16 protein-coding genes are annotated in these 15124 nt (G+C 35.1%); 7 read left to right on the top strand and 9 right to left on the bottom strand.

What is annotated here, in order from left to right; genetic code table 11:
* The first annotated feature begins 273 nt into the window (after positions 1–273).
* A complete protein-coding gene (locus K5I29_RS07260) occupies positions 274–648 on the top strand; it encodes a GreA/GreB family elongation factor (protein ID WP_264432041.1) in 375 nt (124 codons plus the stop codon).
* Between the two features lie 354 nt (positions 649–1002).
* On the opposite strand, the gene K5I29_RS07255 is transcribed toward K5I29_RS07260, so the two are convergent.
* Entirely contained in the window at positions 1003–1389 is a 387-nt protein-coding gene (locus K5I29_RS07255) for an HU family DNA-binding protein (RefSeq protein WP_264432038.1), read from the bottom strand.
* 368 nt (positions 1390–1757) lie between these two features.
* On the opposite strand from K5I29_RS07255, the gene K5I29_RS07250 reads away from it, so the two are divergent.
* A complete protein-coding gene (locus tag K5I29_RS07250; protein WP_264432035.1) occupies positions 1758–2273 on the top strand; it encodes a GNAT family N-acetyltransferase in 516 nt (171 codons plus the stop codon).
* A 118-nt stretch (positions 2274–2391) separates the two neighbouring features.
* On the opposite strand, the gene K5I29_RS07245 is transcribed toward K5I29_RS07250, so the two are convergent.
* The 5 genes from K5I29_RS07245 to K5I29_RS07225 form a co-directional block, all read right to left on the bottom strand.
* Positions 2392–3321, bottom strand: coding sequence for a DUF1801 domain-containing protein (locus tag K5I29_RS07245; RefSeq protein ID WP_264432033.1), 930 nt, complete (start codon positions 3319–3321; stop codon positions 2392–2394).
* Positions 3322–3329: 8 nt separating this feature from the next.
* On the bottom strand, positions 3330–3659 hold the full coding sequence (locus K5I29_RS07240; RefSeq protein ID WP_264432031.1) for a DUF1801 domain-containing protein: 330 nt from the start codon (positions 3657–3659) through the stop codon (positions 3330–3332).
* Positions 3660–3797: 138 nt separating this feature from the next.
* Positions 3798–4328 (bottom strand): adenine phosphoribosyltransferase, encoded by a 531-nt coding sequence (locus tag K5I29_RS07235; protein ID WP_264432029.1) that lies wholly within the window; start codon positions 4326–4328, stop codon positions 3798–3800.
* Between the two features lie 81 nt (positions 4329–4409).
* On the bottom strand, positions 4410–6212 hold the full coding sequence (locus tag K5I29_RS07230; protein WP_264432027.1) for a WG repeat-containing protein: 1803 nt from the start codon (positions 6210–6212) through the stop codon (positions 4410–4412).
* Between the two features lie 92 nt (positions 6213–6304).
* Positions 6305–7000, bottom strand: a complete 696-nt coding sequence (locus K5I29_RS07225) for a hypothetical protein (protein WP_264432024.1) — start codon at positions 6998–7000, stop codon at positions 6305–6307.
* A 123-nt stretch (positions 7001–7123) separates the two neighbouring features.
* Between K5I29_RS07225 and K5I29_RS07220 the strand changes: the two genes are divergently transcribed.
* The gene (locus tag K5I29_RS07220; protein WP_264432022.1) at positions 7124–8755 is read left to right on the top strand and encodes an ABC-F family ATP-binding cassette domain-containing protein; all 1632 of its coding nucleotides are present in this window, start codon (positions 7124–7126) and stop codon (positions 8753–8755) included.
* A gap of 37 nt (positions 8756–8792) precedes the next feature.
* Here the strand turns inward: K5I29_RS07220 and K5I29_RS07215 are convergent, their stop codons facing one another.
* Both K5I29_RS07215 and K5I29_RS07210 read right to left on the bottom strand, forming a co-directional pair.
* Positions 8793–9476: an SIMPL domain-containing protein gene (locus tag K5I29_RS07215; RefSeq protein WP_264432020.1), complete on the bottom strand. Its 684-nt coding sequence runs from the start codon at positions 9474–9476 to the stop codon at positions 8793–8795.
* A gap of 19 nt (positions 9477–9495) precedes the next feature.
* A complete protein-coding gene (locus K5I29_RS07210; RefSeq protein ID WP_264432017.1) occupies positions 9496–10329 on the bottom strand; it encodes a DUF6929 family protein in 834 nt (277 codons plus the stop codon).
* Positions 10330–10400: 71 nt separating this feature from the next.
* On the opposite strand from K5I29_RS07210, the gene K5I29_RS07205 reads away from it, so the two are divergent.
* The 3 genes from K5I29_RS07205 (at position 10401) to K5I29_RS07195 (ending at position 12998) form a co-directional block, all read left to right on the top strand.
* On the top strand, positions 10401–11279 hold the full coding sequence (locus tag K5I29_RS07205; protein ID WP_394358600.1) for a PPK2 family polyphosphate kinase: 879 nt from the start codon (positions 10401–10403) through the stop codon (positions 11277–11279).
* Positions 11280–11353: 74 nt separating this feature from the next.
* Positions 11354–12739: an MATE family efflux transporter gene (locus tag K5I29_RS07200; protein ID WP_264432012.1), complete on the top strand. Its 1386-nt coding sequence runs from the start codon at positions 11354–11356 to the stop codon at positions 12737–12739.
* 10 nt (positions 12740–12749) lie between these two features.
* Positions 12750–12998, top strand: coding sequence for a hypothetical protein (locus K5I29_RS07195; protein ID WP_264432011.1), 249 nt, complete (start codon positions 12750–12752; stop codon positions 12996–12998).
* Between the two features lie 28 nt (positions 12999–13026).
* Here the strand turns inward: K5I29_RS07195 and meaB are convergent, their stop codons facing one another.
* Positions 13027–14109: a methylmalonyl Co-A mutase-associated GTPase MeaB gene (gene meaB / locus K5I29_RS07190; RefSeq protein WP_264432009.1), complete on the bottom strand. Its 1083-nt coding sequence runs from the start codon at positions 14107–14109 to the stop codon at positions 13027–13029.
* 95 nt (positions 14110–14204) lie between these two features.
* Here meaB and K5I29_RS07185 point away from each other — a divergent pair, with 95 nt between their 5' ends.
* Positions 14205–15122: an AEC family transporter gene (locus tag K5I29_RS07185; RefSeq protein WP_264432007.1), complete on the top strand. Its 918-nt coding sequence runs from the start codon at positions 14205–14207 to the stop codon at positions 15120–15122.
* Positions 15123–15124 lie beyond the last annotated feature (2 nt).

The raw sequence follows: 15124 nt of genomic DNA, 5'->3' as shown, positions 1-15124 counted from the left end.
TGTATAACTAGTACTTAAATAAATATGATAACCTTTCATTACTTTAATGCAACCTATGGTCGTGCAATGCTGGCGTTATCATTAGCTTACCTGCACGACGATAGTTTTTTAAAACACGCCAAAGTGTTCATGCAATAATCCCTGTTTCGTTCAAACAGGGCATTTTTACATAAAATAAAAACAAAAATAGTATTAATCTGTTTTGCTAGCTAAGCTGGCACACTACTTAGTTGGTACTGCTGCTTGCCGCAAAACTTAAATCCATGTCACATTATGTCAACACCATTGATTTTAACAACAGGGGTTTACGACCTGATTAAAGATCACGTAAGAAGAAAAAAAGTATCTAAAGAACAAGAAGATCTTTTAACCGACAACCTACGCCACGCTACACAAGTAGTACGTAAAGAACTACCAGAAAACGTGGTAACTGTAGACCGTAAGGTAAAAGTAAAAAACGTTACAGCTAACGAGGAGTTAGAACTGGCTTTAGTTGGCCCTGCGCGTGCTAAGGTTACTAAAAAGCGTTACTCTATTCTATCTGATATTGGTTTAGCTACCGTAGGTAAAGCCGTTGGCGAAACGGTAGAATGGCCTACTAACGAGGGTACAACAACCTATCAAATTTTAGAAGTTGCTGCTTTATAACAACCTATAAAAATCCCTTTTACTACCAAGTAAAAGGGATTTTTGTTTGAACTTATATGGCTAAACATATGTAAGATTGGGGGATAAAAAAGAAAAAAGCCTTGATGAATAACATGCCCGAAGAATTAAAAAAACTCGCAGAATGTATGAACGATACACATTGCGAGAATAAATAAGAAAGTAATTTCAACTTTTCCGATTTCGACTCCGCTCAATTACCGAGCTGAATTGATGGCTGAGTGGAGCCGAAGTTACGACTTGTAAAACGAGAAGCTTCTCGTCAATCGATGAGAAGCTTCTTATAAACAAACTAGAAGCCTCTTGTTGCTAAACAAGAGGCTTGATTTAATTAATTTATTTTCTTTTTTGAAATTTAGCTGTTTTTAAAGCATCGGCAATACGTGTGCCTGGTCGGTAATTCATTTTTGCAGCTTTAATTAAACTTGCGTTAAAATCAGCTTCGGTAGCTGCCCCCTCACTCGATAGGCTTGGGTAAAAACTACCTAACTTGTCTAAACGTACAATTTTTCCGTTTACAATTTGGTTTACAATAACGTTTTCAAGCGCTATGATTACGCCACGGATATCGGCTTCTGAAAGTGCCGAAAATTTTTCGATTTCTTTAGTTAATTCATCGATAGATACTTCACCATCTGCTTTTACGCTTGCATACCATTTTTTTACACCGCCACCTACTACTCCTGGTTGCGGTTTTTCTACAACATTAAATTTAATAGACATAATTTTATGGATTTGGATTAATATTACTGCCTAAACTTTTAAAAGTTTAGGGTATAGCTTTTAGTTAAAAAATAGTACATTTAAGCTTGTTACTACGTGCTAACGGCTGGTAGTAAAAAACGCTCCGACTTAAGGTATCGAAGCGTGACTGAATTTAATAAACCTTTAAAACAAACTAACTTTTTAATTTTTTTCTTTATCCGGTTTACAAGGGTTAGAAAAAACAAACTTGCGTTTGTAAAACAAAAAAAAAAGCCGAATAGGCATTACGGGTTTCCCAATAAAATAAACCTTTTCGGCTTATAACTAAAATAAATACAAGGTATTAACGTGTTGATTGTTAATTTATTGTAAAAAAACTTAAAATAATGCATTTAGATTACACCCTAACTTTAGCACAACCCAATCAGGACGAAGCCGTTTGGGCTATTTTACAACAAGGCATTGCCAAACGCAAACAAGAGGGCAGTACGCAGTGGCAAGACGGCTACCCCAATTTAGATGTGGTGCGTACCGACATTGCCCAAGCCGAAGGCTATGTGGTTACCAATACCGAAGGTACGGTTGTTGCCTACCAAGTGCTATCGGCCCGACCAGAACCGGCTTACGAGGCTTTACCTACCGGCTGGTTAACCCAAAACCAACCGTATTTGGTTATACACCGTATGGCTGTAACACAAACCCCTAAAATAAAAGGATTAGCTACTTGGATGCTGCAACAAGCCGAACGTATTGCTACCGAAAAAGGGATTAAAAGTATTAAAGTAGATACCAATTTTGACAATGCTCCAATGTTGGCCTTGTTTAAAAAGTTAGGCTATACGTATGTAGGCGAAGTTTATTTTAGAGGGAGCGCGCGCATGGCTTTTGAAAAGATTTTGTAAAGTAATATGTACCTTTAGCGGTACGTTACAGTATAAAAAAATCCCCAACAACCGCAATTAGTTTTGGTTGTTGGGGATTTTTTTGCCCACCAAACGTTGTGTTGGTGTTGTATGGGGCTTATTTTTTATACTTGTCGTTTAAGCCTTGCCCTGCCAATATTAAAGGTACAATTTTGGTGTAACGGCTGGCTTTGGTTTTTTCTTGTTTGGCCTCTTCAATATACGCTATATATTCATTTTGTTTGCCTGGTGTAAGGGCATCAAAAGCTTTTTTAAGTTCTGAGTTTTGGTTTACTTGTTCGGCCAAATACCCCGTTAGGGTTGGTGCAACAGTTTTTGCAGGTGCTACTACTTTGCCTTGTTTAACCGTTTCTATAGCTTCTTGTATGTAGTTTTTAATAGCAGCTTCGGGTAGTTTTTGGTCTGATGTAAAGCGCCATTGGCGTAACGCTTTAGTTTGTGCCTCGTTAGCATTTACCAATACCTGCAATGGGTCGGTTAAAAACACACCGTTGTAAAACCAAATGGCAAAAAAGTTTTTAAAACCACCCCAAGCTACCACATTTTTATCCTGAAAGGTGTACACATCGGTACCCCATTTAAAAGTTTTTTGTAACGGTAGTTGTACCACAATTTGTTCCATAACTTCGTTTGCTTCTTGCCAATTGGCTCTGTAATTGTGCCAGCTCGGCCCTTTTTTATCTGCTAATAAATCTATATTATAAGCCAGTATATCGGCCAATAAAGAAAATGGAAAAGGTTGGTTGTACGGAATTTGTATGGCGCCTTTGGTTTGTTTGTACGCGTGTAATTGGTTTGTAAAATGTGCTATAGCTTCGGGCCCGGGGTACAAACCAATGTGTTTTTTTGCAAATGCAAAATGCAACAAGTTGCCGTTGTACTTGTAGGTGGGTATTTTATAGCTTATGGTTGCTTGGGTTTGTGCTGGGGCATGAGCCAGTATAAAATTGTGTAAATTTTGTGCGGCTGCTTGATGCTCGGCATCCAATTGCGCAATGTAGTCTGAAATGTTTTGTACAGCTGTCATGGTAAAAATTATAAACGGGTATAAACTTGAGTGGTATGTGCCAAACTAAGCTGCATGATTTGTTGTAAAATGGTCAGATTAATGTCGCTTAATTTTTTAACATACATACAGGCTTTGCCCATTTTAAAGGTACCTAATTGTTGTAGCAAGACATCTTCTTGCGGGGTACCCGAATATACATAAAGAGATAAAGCTGCTTTACGAGGCGAAAAGCCGAGTAAAGGTGCTACACCGCCGTGCCCCGATGCGTATTGGTATTGGTACGAACCAAACCCAATAATAGTAGGACCAAACATTTGGGCTTTTTCGCCCGTGGCTTGTTGCATCAGCTCAACCAACGCCAAACTGTTTTTTTTTTTGCTGTTCGTTAGGTAGTGCGGCAATAAAATCGGCCACGCTTGCTTGGGTATATTCGGTTTTATTTTTAGCCATAGGTAGTACGTTTTGTTTTTTGGGTTGGTTATTAAAACAATAACCTAAAAGGTAGTTAAACTAATAATGTTAGAGGTAATAGGTGTTAGTTTCTCTTTACCGTTTAAAAAACCTAAGGTTGCAATAAACGAGAATTGAACTACTTGCGCTTCGCAAAGAGTAATTAATTCAGCCGCTGCTGCTGCAGTACCTCCGGTTGCTAAAATGTCGTCGTGAATCATTACACGGGCTCCTTTAGGAATGTAGTTTTTGTTTAGTTCTATAGTAGCCGATCCGTACTCTAAATCGTAAGAAACGGCAAGGGTTGGCGGTGGTAATTTACCTGCTTTGCGTATTAATACAAAAGGTACATTTAGCTGATGCGCAATTTGAACACCGTATAAAAAACCGCGACTTTCTATACCACAAACCACATCTACCTTGCCTTGTGCTTGTGCCACAAATGCATCTATAATTTCTTGAGATAAAGTTGGGTTTAAAAACAAAGGCGTAATATCTTTATACTGAATACCAGCCGTAGGAAAGTCAGGAACATTAACAATGGCCTGATCTATTTTTTGTTGTAACGTAAGCATGTTTTTATATTTTACAGCAAGTTACTTTATTTTATAATACAGGTAAAGCTTTCTTTTATTTTTTACATATGGATGCGGTTGTTACTGTTTTACTTCATTACCTAAATGGTCGTATTGTTTATAATTTAAACCGTAGGTGCGTTTTCCGTTTGATGTAGAAGCAGAATAGCCACTGTTTTGAAATGGGGTTAACCTTTTGTTTTCAAGGTTTATTAAACCTGACGAGGTTGGAGAACCGTCTTCATTATTTAAACCAACCACCGCAATTCCGTACGAAAAAGAGGTATTAGCTTCGTCGTACTCAAAAGGAATAACTACTTCGTTTTTTGCATTTACGTAGCCCCATTTATCATTTTGTTTTACACCAAATACAAGATCACTCGGAAACAGATTCGCAATTTCATTAAATTCAATAACATTGTCATATTCAAAAGGAATAACAATTTGCCCGCAAGCATCTAAAACACCAATTTTACCATTTTTTTCGGCCTTGTAATACCCTTTGTTTAAGTACTGCGTAATCTCTATATCTGTTAACTCAGTAAGCTCTTCCATTTGCTCACAAGCTATATATTGATTTTTGTCAGTAAACAATACGGTAGTTTTAAAACTTGTGTCTTGTATGTAATCGTTTGCTTTTAAAATAGGGGTATTGGTTTCGTTAACCACCAACAAATCATTGTCAGACCAAACCAAACTTAGTTTGTTGTTTAGTTCGTTTACTTGCGAGTAGTTTTGCGGAATGAGTTTTTTTTGCATCAAATCTAAGTAATAATAGGTTCTGTTATTTTTATAGAAATAATTCTGTACCGGATCGTAGTTTTTAGGTAAGGTTAGCAATAGGTTTGTTTCGCTATCATATACGCTATATTGGTTGTCATTATTTGTAATTAAAAATTCAAAATTACTGTTGTTTAATGTTTTTGTGGTGTTTGCCTTATAATACTCGGTAGGATAATAAGCAATAATGTTTTGTAAAGGCGTTGTACCAAAAGCTAATGTTATATAGTTTAAATCGGATTGTTTATTGCTTTTAGCTAACTTTTTTTCTGTTTTTTTTAGTTGTTTAAAAAAGTATGCCTTAAAATCATGAAATGGCAAATGCATTTTTTTCTCAGCCTTTTTACTTATTCTATTCGCCGATTTAATTACTTTATTTAATTTTTTTTCTTGATTCTGATACGTATCGTTGCTTTGGCCTTTAAAACCCCATGCGTATCTTTTATCTGCTGCATCAGCACCTTGTATGTTAATAAAAACATTCGGATTTATGTCGGTTTGTAAGGTTACAGCTTCTGGCGCATCAGAAATAACCTTAACAAACCCAATTGGGCTGGTAATGGTTTTGTTTTTTTGCAAAGGAATAACCAAGCTGTCTATTTTTTGTGGCGTATTAAAATGGTAAGCAACTTCAATCTTATCTACCATTTTTTGTTGAGTTGGGTAAAAAATATCAAATCTATCAAACCTTGTTGAATCTGTTACAACTTCAGTTTCTCCATCAAAATAAATAACTTTTGTAGGATACATATCGGCATCTATTTTAAAGTTGAAGGTTTTTATATTCGGATCTTTAAGTAAACTAATAGCAACCTTATCTTCTTTAATAAAGGTAAAAAAACTCGGGTTTAATTCCGTTTCATTTTTAACAAGCTGCTGATAAGCTTCTTTATTAAAATTTAATGTGAAAGGTTCTGTCGGTTTTTTAGATGACGGGAATGATGTATTTTGAAATGTAGCAACTATTGTAGCAAACATTTTCACTTCCTGGTCGAATAGCGAAATAAGTTCTTGGTTGTTTGTTGCTTGTTCTAACCTTTCAAATTGTGCATAACCCATTTGCAGGGTTAACAACATAATAATCCAACTGATTTTTTTTTGCATGCTTTATTATTTTAAAAAGGAAAGAGCAGGTAAAAAGGGCTTACCTATATTAACGAGCAATCTTATTTTTAGTATAAACAACTGGTTTTTACTTACTTTTTAAGTACCTGAGTGGGTGAGTAAATAAGCTGAATAAGTTCGTGCATCAATTGTTCCATAACTTGTTTTTGTAAAAATAAATCGTGGGTAATTATATCCAAATATGGGGTAACATGTTTGTTGTACAAATCTAAAATTTGGCCGGTCATGGCAAAATCTTCTAAGTCAGTAAACGCATCTTCGGCGTAGCAGGTTAAAACAAAATGCAAGTAATGAAATAAGTATTTGTTGCTTTTATGGTTGTTGTTAAAAACAGCGTGACCAATATCTGTACTTAATAAATGGCTAATCATGTAGTAATATTCAACATCCTGATCATGGTAAAAAGCAGCAATGTAACTGGTAATTAATTCGGTTAGTAAGTTTTTATATGCCGTAGGTTGTACCTCGTTTTCTATATAATGCAACATATCGGTGGTGCACATTAAAACCGAACCGTCCGAATAGCTGTCGTACGTTACATCAGCACCAATATAATATAAAGGCGAAGTAAATTTAGGTGCTGGCATCAATGCAAAATTATTTTTACCACGGGTGCGGTGAATCAGCGCTAACTTTTTTCCGTCCGGATAAATACGCAAGTTACAAGTTGGACATTCTAATTCTTTAGCAATATTATAACGCATGGTTACCGTATTGTTTTGTAATTCGCAAGCAGGGCATTGTCCATTAAAAGTTACATTTTTCATAATTTCAGCGTTTTTGATAGTACAAATAAAACACTTGCTAAGGACAAAATATGGCGTCTGTAAAAAGAAATTGTTTATTTTTTTTAAATTATATTTGCGCCAAATTATACACCTATTTTTTAGATGATTACAGTTAACGATGTAGCCGTAGAATTTGGCGGAACCACTTTATTTAGCGACGTAACTTTTGCTATTAATGAAAATGATAAAATTGCATTAATGGGTAAAAACGGCGCAGGAAAATCAACCTTATTAAAAATTGTTGCCGGTTTAAATAAACCAAGCCGTGGCGTAGTTTCTGCTCCGAAAGATGCCGTAATTGCTTATTTACCACAGCATTTATTAACAGAAGATAATTGTACGGTGTTTGAAGAAACATCTAAAGCTTTTGCCTCAATTTTTAAAATGCGCGATGAAATAGAAGCCTTAAACGAACAGTTAACCGTGCGTACCGATTACGAAAGCGACGATTATATGAAGTTGATTGAACGCGTGTCGGAATTGTCTGAAAAATTTTATTCGATTGAAGAAATTAATTACGAAGCTGAGGTAGAAAAAATATTAAAAGGTTTAGGTTTTACAGCTGCTGATTTTAACCGACCAACTTCAGAATTTTCTGGAGGATGGCGTATGCGCATCGAATTAGCTAAAATTTTATTGCAAAACCCCGATTTAATTTTATTAGATGAACCAACCAACCACATGGATATCGAATCGATTCAGTGGTTAGAAGATTTTTTAATCAATTCGGCAAAAGCAGTAATGGTTATTTCGCACGACCGTGCCTTTGTAGATAATATTACCAACCGTACTATTGAGGTTACCATGGGCCGTATTTACGATTATAAAGCAAAATATACCGATTATTTAGAACTGCGTAAAGACCGCCGCGTGCATCAACAAAAAGCATATGATGAGCAACAAAAGTTTATTGCCGAAAACAAAGCGTTTATAGAACGTTTTAAAGGTACGTTTTCTAAAACCGAACAAGTACAATCGCGCGTGCGTATGTTAGAAAAATTGGTTTTGGTTGAGGTTGATGAAGTTGATAATTCTGCCTTGCGTTTAAAATTCCCGCCAGCGGCAAGAACGGGTCAATATCCGGTAGTTGTAGAGGAATTATCTAAAACCTACGGCGATCATGTGGTATTTAAAAACGCCAATATGGTTATTGAACGCGGACAAAAAGTTGCTTTTGTTGGTAAAAACGGTGAAGGTAAATCAACCATGATTAAAGCCATTATGGGCGAAATTGATTTTGACGGAAAATGCGAATTAGGCCATAATGCCAAAGTTGGATATTTTGCGCAAAACCAAGCATCTTTGTTAGATGGTGAAATCACTATTTTTGATACCGTAGATCGTATTGCAGTTGGCGATATTCGTACTCAAATTAAAAATATTTTAGGTGCGTTTATGTTTGCTGGCGATGATATTCAGAAAAAAGTAAAAGTACTTTCGGGAGGTGAAAAAACACGATTGGCAATGGTGAAACTTTTATTAGAACCGTATAACGTTTTAATTTTAGACGAACCTACCAACCATTTAGATATGAAAACAAAAGATATTATTAAAGAAGCTTTAAAAGAATTTGAAGGAACTTTAATATTAGTTTCTCACGACCGTGATTTTTTAGATGGTTTGGCCGAAAAAGTTTTTGAGTTTGGTAACAAACGCGTTAAGGAACATTTTGAAGATATTAAAGGTTTCTTAGCAACTAAAAAAATGGAAAGTTTACACGACATAGAAAAATAAAAAAACGCCTTTTGAAATTTCAAAAGGCGTTTTTGTTTTATAATAACTCAAAACTAATGCTCACGTTCGCATTTAAAGTAATTTCTCCAACTGCTAAGGTAGAACCTGATGCATCTGCCATTTCTAAATTCATTTTAGCGTACATTGGCGGATTAAAGTTGGTTGATGAATTGTCAGAAATAACCAATGCTTTTCCAACTTTTTGCCCAAATGCAGAGGCAAAATCTTCTGCTTTTGCTTTAGCATTTAAAGCTGCTTTTTTACGTAATTCTGCTTGGTATTTTTCAGTTTCAGTAGATTTGTATTCTACGCCTTGAATTGAATTAGCACCATCAGCAATTAAAGCACCTACCAATTCATCATATTTATCTAAGTTGTACAACTCAATTTTAACGGTTTGGTTGGCTTGGTAAAAATCTCTTTTTTTCTCGTAATCTCTGTTTTTAAATAAGTTTACGCGTTGGGTTTGAAAATGCTTGTCTTCAATTTTAAACTTCTTAATCGTTTTTAGCATTTTAGCTACCACGGCATCATTTTCGTTTTTAGCAACTTCGGCTTTATCATTTTTAGTTTCTACTCCAATGGTAATTACCGCATAATTAGGTACAATTTTAATTTCGCTTGTTCCTGTTACATTTACTTGCGGTGTAGGTTGGTTGTTTTGCGCTTGCATAACGGCTACAGATAAAAATGTGGTTAAAAGTAAAATTATTTTTTTCATATTCAATTTTTGGTTTTTGTTATTTTTTAATATTTAGTTTATAAATGGTTGCTACGTTTTGGGTGCTATCATCGCTGTCTTCACACAATAAAAAGGTAATGTTTTTTTTGTCTTGGTTTAAAACGGTAAGCCCTTCTAACTTTTTATCGTTACTTAAAACTTCGGTGTATTTTACCTTAAAACGCTTGGTATCGATGCATCCAAATAGCGTGCCAGCAATTTGTCCGTCGTTGTAGGTTGAGCTACCGCCTTCGGCCGTTGCTAAAAAATAAATTTTATCTCCAACAAGTACTGCGTCTGAAAATCCGGTGTTTATGCCATTTAATTGTGGCAATTTAATGTCTTGAATAAAAATATTAAATTCTTCAGTAAAGTTTTTACCCTGAACGGTAACAATAAAGTTTTTATTGTTTGCACCGTTACCGCGATTAAAAAGCAATAAATCATCTCCTCTAAACAAAGCTCCTTCAATATTTAGTTCGTCCGGATTTATTTCTGCAAAAGATGCAATTGACGGATATAATAAATCTAACGAAAAATTTTGTACTGCTTGGTTTTGTGTATTAAACTGCGTAACCAATTCGCGATTGGGTTTAGAGCCCGAACCAAACAAATACAAATCTGTACCATTGGCTGCAATGGCTTCATAATCGCGTTTGGTTTGTTTAGATCTAAGTTCTTGTGGGTTATCGGTTAAAGCATGTTTTTTAAGTTCATTAGCTGTAAGCTGATATTCGTATAAATAATCGCTCTCGTCAGAAACAACATATAATTTTTCGTTTTGATAGTGAATGCCTGAAGCTGCTGTAATGCCCGTAATTTGAAGCAATATTTCGAGTAATAATTTGTTCATGTTTTTAAATTGAAAAATTAAAGGTATAAAAAAATTAAAGTTTTTGTTTATTTTTAAGAGATAACTAACAAATTATGAAAATTAAAAGTGAAAGCTATCAGATTACTCCAACTACCGATTGGAACAGTTTACCTACCCGAATAGAAACGGGCTTATCTACTCGTAAAATAAACAATCAGCCTAAAAAAATAAGCAATCAGTTAAGCGATTTGCAAGAAATTATGTATGCCCAACACAAATACAGCGTATTAATTTGTTTACAAGGTATGGATACAGCCGGAAAAGACAGCTTAATTCGCGAAGTTTTTAGTGCATTTAATCCGCGTGGGGTAGAAGTAAGTAATTTTAAAACCCCAACAGCATTAGAATTATCGCACGATTTTTTATGGCGTCATTATATTGCATTACCCGAACGTGGTGTTTTTGGAGTTTTTAATCGCTCGCATTATGAAAATGTTTTAATTGCTCGGGTACATCCGGAAATTGTTTTGAACGAAAATATTCCAAATATTGATTCGGTTGAAACTATTACACCGAAGTTTTGGAAACAACGTTTTAAACAAATTAAAAATTTTGAAAAAAACTTAGTACAAAACGGAACCTTAATTTTAAAATTTTATTTGCATTTAAGTTATGATGAGCAACGCGAACGTATTTTACGCCGTTTAGATAAACCACAACACAACTGGAAATTTGAACCTTCGGATATTAAAGAGCGAAAATATTGGAATGCGTATCAGGAATGTTATCAAGATGCCTTGCAACAAACAGCTACTAAAAAATGTCCTTGGTTTGTAATTCCGGCCGATGATAAAGAAACTGCACGTTTGCTTGTAGCTCAAATTATTTTAGAACATTTACAAAACTTGCCCGAGCTTTCATTGCCCGAATTAGATCCGGAAATAAAAGAAAAAATAAATGGATATCGCAAATCATTACTCAATGATTAATATAGGATTTATACTGATTTTATTGGCTTAAAATTGACATTTTATTGCTTACATTTGCGCAAAATTAATACACAATGAATTTAAGTATTTACACACGCGAATTTAAGCGCAACATTCAGTTGGCATATCCTATTGTTTTAGGAATGTTAGGGCATAACTTAGTTAGCTTGGTAGATAATATTATGGTGGGGCATTTAGGTGCTACGCAATTGGCAGCCGTTTCATTAGCTAATAGCTTTGTTTTTATTGCGCTGTCCGTTGGTATTGGTTTTTCTACAGCAATTACACCGCTAGTAGCGCAACATGATGCCAAGCATGATATTGAAGGAGTTAGAAATACGTTTCACCACGGTGTTGTTTTATGTGCAACCTTAGGTTTGGTACTTTTTTCGGTAATCTTTTTCGGTAAAGGTGCTATTAATTATATGCGCCAGCCACAAGAAGTAGTAGAAATGGCTAAACCTTTTTTAGATATTGTTGCTTTTTCATTAATCCCGGTGGTTATGTTTCAGGGCTACAAACAATTTTCAGACGGAATGTCGTTTACAAAATATGCTATGTATGCCATTATTATATGTAACATTGTCCATTTTTTAATTAACTTAGTTTTAATTAATGGATTTTTGTTTTTTCCTGAAATGGGCGTAATGGGTGCTGCATACGGAACCTTAATATCGCGCATAGTAATGGTTGTTTATATGCACATTCAGTTAAAAAACAACAACAAACTAAGTATTTATTTTAAGCAATTTAGCTTTAAAAAGATGCAGAAATCTGTAATTAACAGAATATGTGCTTTAGGTTTACCCTCATCTTTACAAATGTTTTTTGAGGTTGCCTTATTTGTTTCTGCTGTTTGGTTGTGTGGTATGATTGGTAAAAATGAACAAGCAGCTAATCAAATTGCTTTAAACCTGGTTTCTGCAACCTATATGTTTGCATCAGGATTAAGTATTACGGCTATGATTCGTGTTGGTAATCAGAAAGGATTAGAAGATTTTAATTATTTAAAAACGGTAGCACGTTCTATATTTTTATTAGCATTAATTTTAGAAGTTATTTTTGCCCTTTTCTTTATTTTTATGAATGGTGTGTTGCCTTACATCTTTTTAGATATGGCTGCGCCAGAAACGTTGGCAGAAAATACACAGGTATTTAAAATCGCATCAAGTTTATTAGTAGTTGCCGCTTTATTTCAATTGTCTGACGGTATTCAGGCAGTAGTTTTAGGTGCTTTACGTGGCTTGCAAGATGTAAAAGTTCCGGCAGTGGTTGCCTTTATTGCTTATTGGATTATAGGTTTCCCGATTTCGGTTTATTTAGGATTATATACCAATTTAGGCGCAGTTGGCGTATGGATTGGATTAAGTTTTGGCTTAACCGTAGCCGCAATTTTATTATATTTACGTTTTAAACGCTTAACAAATAAATACATTACCGAAAATACACAAACGATTTAAAAATAAACATATGGAATTACCAAAATTTGTAGTTGCCGATAATACGGATTTCCCGGATGATATTTTTATCATTCACTTAGAATATCCACGTTTCGTAATTAACTTAGAAAGCGATGAAATTGAATTTCTTGAAGATTTAGAAGAAGAAGATGCTGCTGATATTGAAGAAGAAATGGAAGATTTAGTTGTTTTAGCAGGTGAATTTTACGAAAGAGAAAGTTTACGTTACGCCGAATACGACGACGAAGATGACGAATAAAAAAAGTCGGAGCCAAGCTCCGACTTTTTTATGCTTTAAAATATAAATCTAACAAGTTTTGTGCAGCTTTAAAAGGTGAAATTTCATTATTATTCACGCTGTTTTTTTGCTTTTCTAGCTCGGCTTGTATAGTTGGATTGTCATAAAAATTATTTTTTAATTGTTCGTTAATGGTTTCCAACATCCAATGCGTGGTTTGTTGTTTGCGATGTTGTTCAAAATAACCGTTTTGTTTGGTTAATGTTTCAAATTCCGTAATCATTTGCCACAATTCCTTCATGCCTTTTTGTTCCAGGGCCGAACATAAACTTGCGGTAGGTGCCCAACCTGATTTTTTTTCAGGAAATAAATGTAACGCCCGCTGAATATCTAATTTCGCTATTCGCGCTCTTTTCACGTTATCCCCATCGGCTTTATTAATAACAATGGCATCGGCCATTTCCATAATGCCGCGTTTTATGCCTTGTAATTCATCTCCAGCGCCAGCTAAATTTAGCAATAAAAAAAAATCTACCATGCTGTGCACGGCGGTTTCAGATTGGCCCACACCAACGGTTTCAATAATAATTACATCAAAACCACAAGCTTCACATAAAATAATGCTTTCACGTGTTTTACGTGCTACACCGCCTAAACTTTCGCCCGATGCCGAAGGCCGAATATATGCGTTTGGATTTTTTACCAATTCTTCCATTCTGGTTTTATCGCCTAAAATACTTCCGCCCGAAATAGAACTACTCGGATCAATAGCTAAAACAGCAACTTTTTTACCTAATGTAGTTAAATACGAACCAAAAGCTTCTATAAACGTACTTTTACCCACGCCCGGAACGCCTGTAATACCAATGCGAATGGATTGATTGGCGTACGGCATGCAGGCCTGAATAACTTGGTTGGCTTTTTCGGTATGGTTGTTATTGGTACTTTCTACCAAGGTTATGGCACGGCTTAATGCAACTTTATCCTGGTTTAAAATTCCGGCAACCAAATCTTCCGCCGTAATAATTTTACGACGCATTTTTTTTATTTGATTGCTGGCTTGCGTGCTGATGTGATTAGGTTTATTTACCCCATCTCGTTCGTTTAAAGCCGAAAATGATTGCTGATCCATTGCTTTAGCTTTATTTAATTGCTTAAAGTTACAATATTATCTATTAGATTTGAATTTCAAAAATACGTACCTTTACTTTAAAACATAAAAGTACCTTGTCAAATATTATTTTAATTGCCGTTTGTTTGCTTGTTGGCTATTTGCTGCAGTTTTCTAAATCTTTTCCTAAAAATTCTTATAAGGCACTCAATCAGTTTGTTATTTATATATCAATGCCTGCATTAGCCTTGTATTACATTCCTAAAGTTAGTTTGGGGTTGGATTTGTTATTTCCTTTTTCGGTTGCCTGGTTAAACTTTTTATTGGCTTATTTATTTTTTAATTTTATTGGTAAAAAATACAATTGGTCTAATAAATTAATTGGCTGTTTAATATTATGTGCTGGTTTAGGAAATACCTCGTTTGTTGGTTTTCCGGTTATTCAGGCATTATATGGTGACGAAGGATTACAAACAGCTGTAATTGTAGATCAACCTGGATCGTTCGTGGTGCTTTCTACCGTTGCTGTTTTGGTAGCAAGTAAATATTCGGTTAAAAAAGGTACGAATGAATCGTTGCTTGCAAAACTTTTTGCTTTTCCGCCCTTTATTGGATTTTTAATAGGATTGCTGGTAAACCTGCTTCAGGTTGATTTTCCGGTTCCGTTGCAAGAAGTTTTTAAAACTTTAGGTGCAACGGTTTCGCCCATTGCTTTGGTTGCGGTTGGCTTGCAACTGCATGTGCAGAAAAAAAGTCCGTATTACCAATTTTTATGGTTGGGCTTATTTTTTAAGTTGATGCTTTTTCCTGCCTTTATTCTACTTTTATTCCGAGTTGTTTTTCAGGTCGACGGATTAAATATTGATGTTTCTGTTATGGAAGCTGCCATGGCGCCCATGGTAACAGCAAGCATTTTGGCAACCAATTACGGACTAAAACCTAAATTAAGTAATATGATGATTGGGGTTGGTATTCCGCTCTCGTTTATCACCTTGGCATTTTGGTACGTATTTATCACTTATGTAATAAATTAATT

The organism is Flavobacterium agricola, assembly GCF_025919725.1.
GTDB classification, from domain to species: domain Bacteria; phylum Bacteroidota; class Bacteroidia; order Flavobacteriales; family Flavobacteriaceae; genus Flavobacterium; species Flavobacterium agricola.
Note: the sequence above shows the minus strand (reverse complement) of the source record. Positions and strands in the feature narration are given on the sequence as shown.

Coding starts and splice junctions, on each gene's coding strand:
- K5I29_RS07210 (WP_264432017.1), bottom strand. CDS start 10,329: ATGAACAAATTATTACTCGAAATATTGCTTCAAATTACGGGCATTACA.
- meaB (WP_264432009.1), bottom strand. CDS start 14,109: ATGGATCAGCAATCATTTTCGGCTTTAAACGAACGAGATGGGGTAAAT.
- K5I29_RS07250 (WP_264432035.1), top strand. CDS start 1,758: ATGCATTTAGATTACACCCTAACTTTAGCACAACCCAATCAGGACGAA.
- K5I29_RS07220 (WP_264432022.1), top strand. CDS start 7,124: ATGATTACAGTTAACGATGTAGCCGTAGAATTTGGCGGAACCACTTTA.
- K5I29_RS07215 (WP_264432020.1), bottom strand. CDS start 9,476: ATGAAAAAAATAATTTTACTTTTAACCACATTTTTATCTGTAGCCGTT.
- K5I29_RS07235 (WP_264432029.1), bottom strand. CDS start 4,328: ATGCTTACGTTACAACAAAAAATAGATCAGGCCATTGTTAATGTTCCT.
- K5I29_RS07200 (WP_264432012.1), top strand. CDS start 11,354: ATGAATTTAAGTATTTACACACGCGAATTTAAGCGCAACATTCAGTTG.
- K5I29_RS07245 (WP_264432033.1), bottom strand. CDS start 3,321: ATGACAGCTGTACAAAACATTTCAGACTACATTGCGCAATTGGATGCC.
- K5I29_RS07260 (WP_264432041.1), top strand. CDS start 274: ATGTCAACACCATTGATTTTAACAACAGGGGTTTACGACCTGATTAAA.
- K5I29_RS07195 (WP_264432011.1), top strand. CDS start 12,750: ATGGAATTACCAAAATTTGTAGTTGCCGATAATACGGATTTCCCGGAT.
- K5I29_RS07230 (WP_264432027.1), bottom strand. CDS start 6,212: ATGCAAAAAAAAATCAGTTGGATTATTATGTTGTTAACCCTGCAAATG.
- K5I29_RS07225 (WP_264432024.1), bottom strand. CDS start 7,000: ATGAAAAATGTAACTTTTAATGGACAATGCCCTGCTTGCGAATTACAA.
- K5I29_RS07255 (WP_264432038.1), bottom strand. CDS start 1,389: ATGTCTATTAAATTTAATGTTGTAGAAAAACCGCAACCAGGAGTAGTA.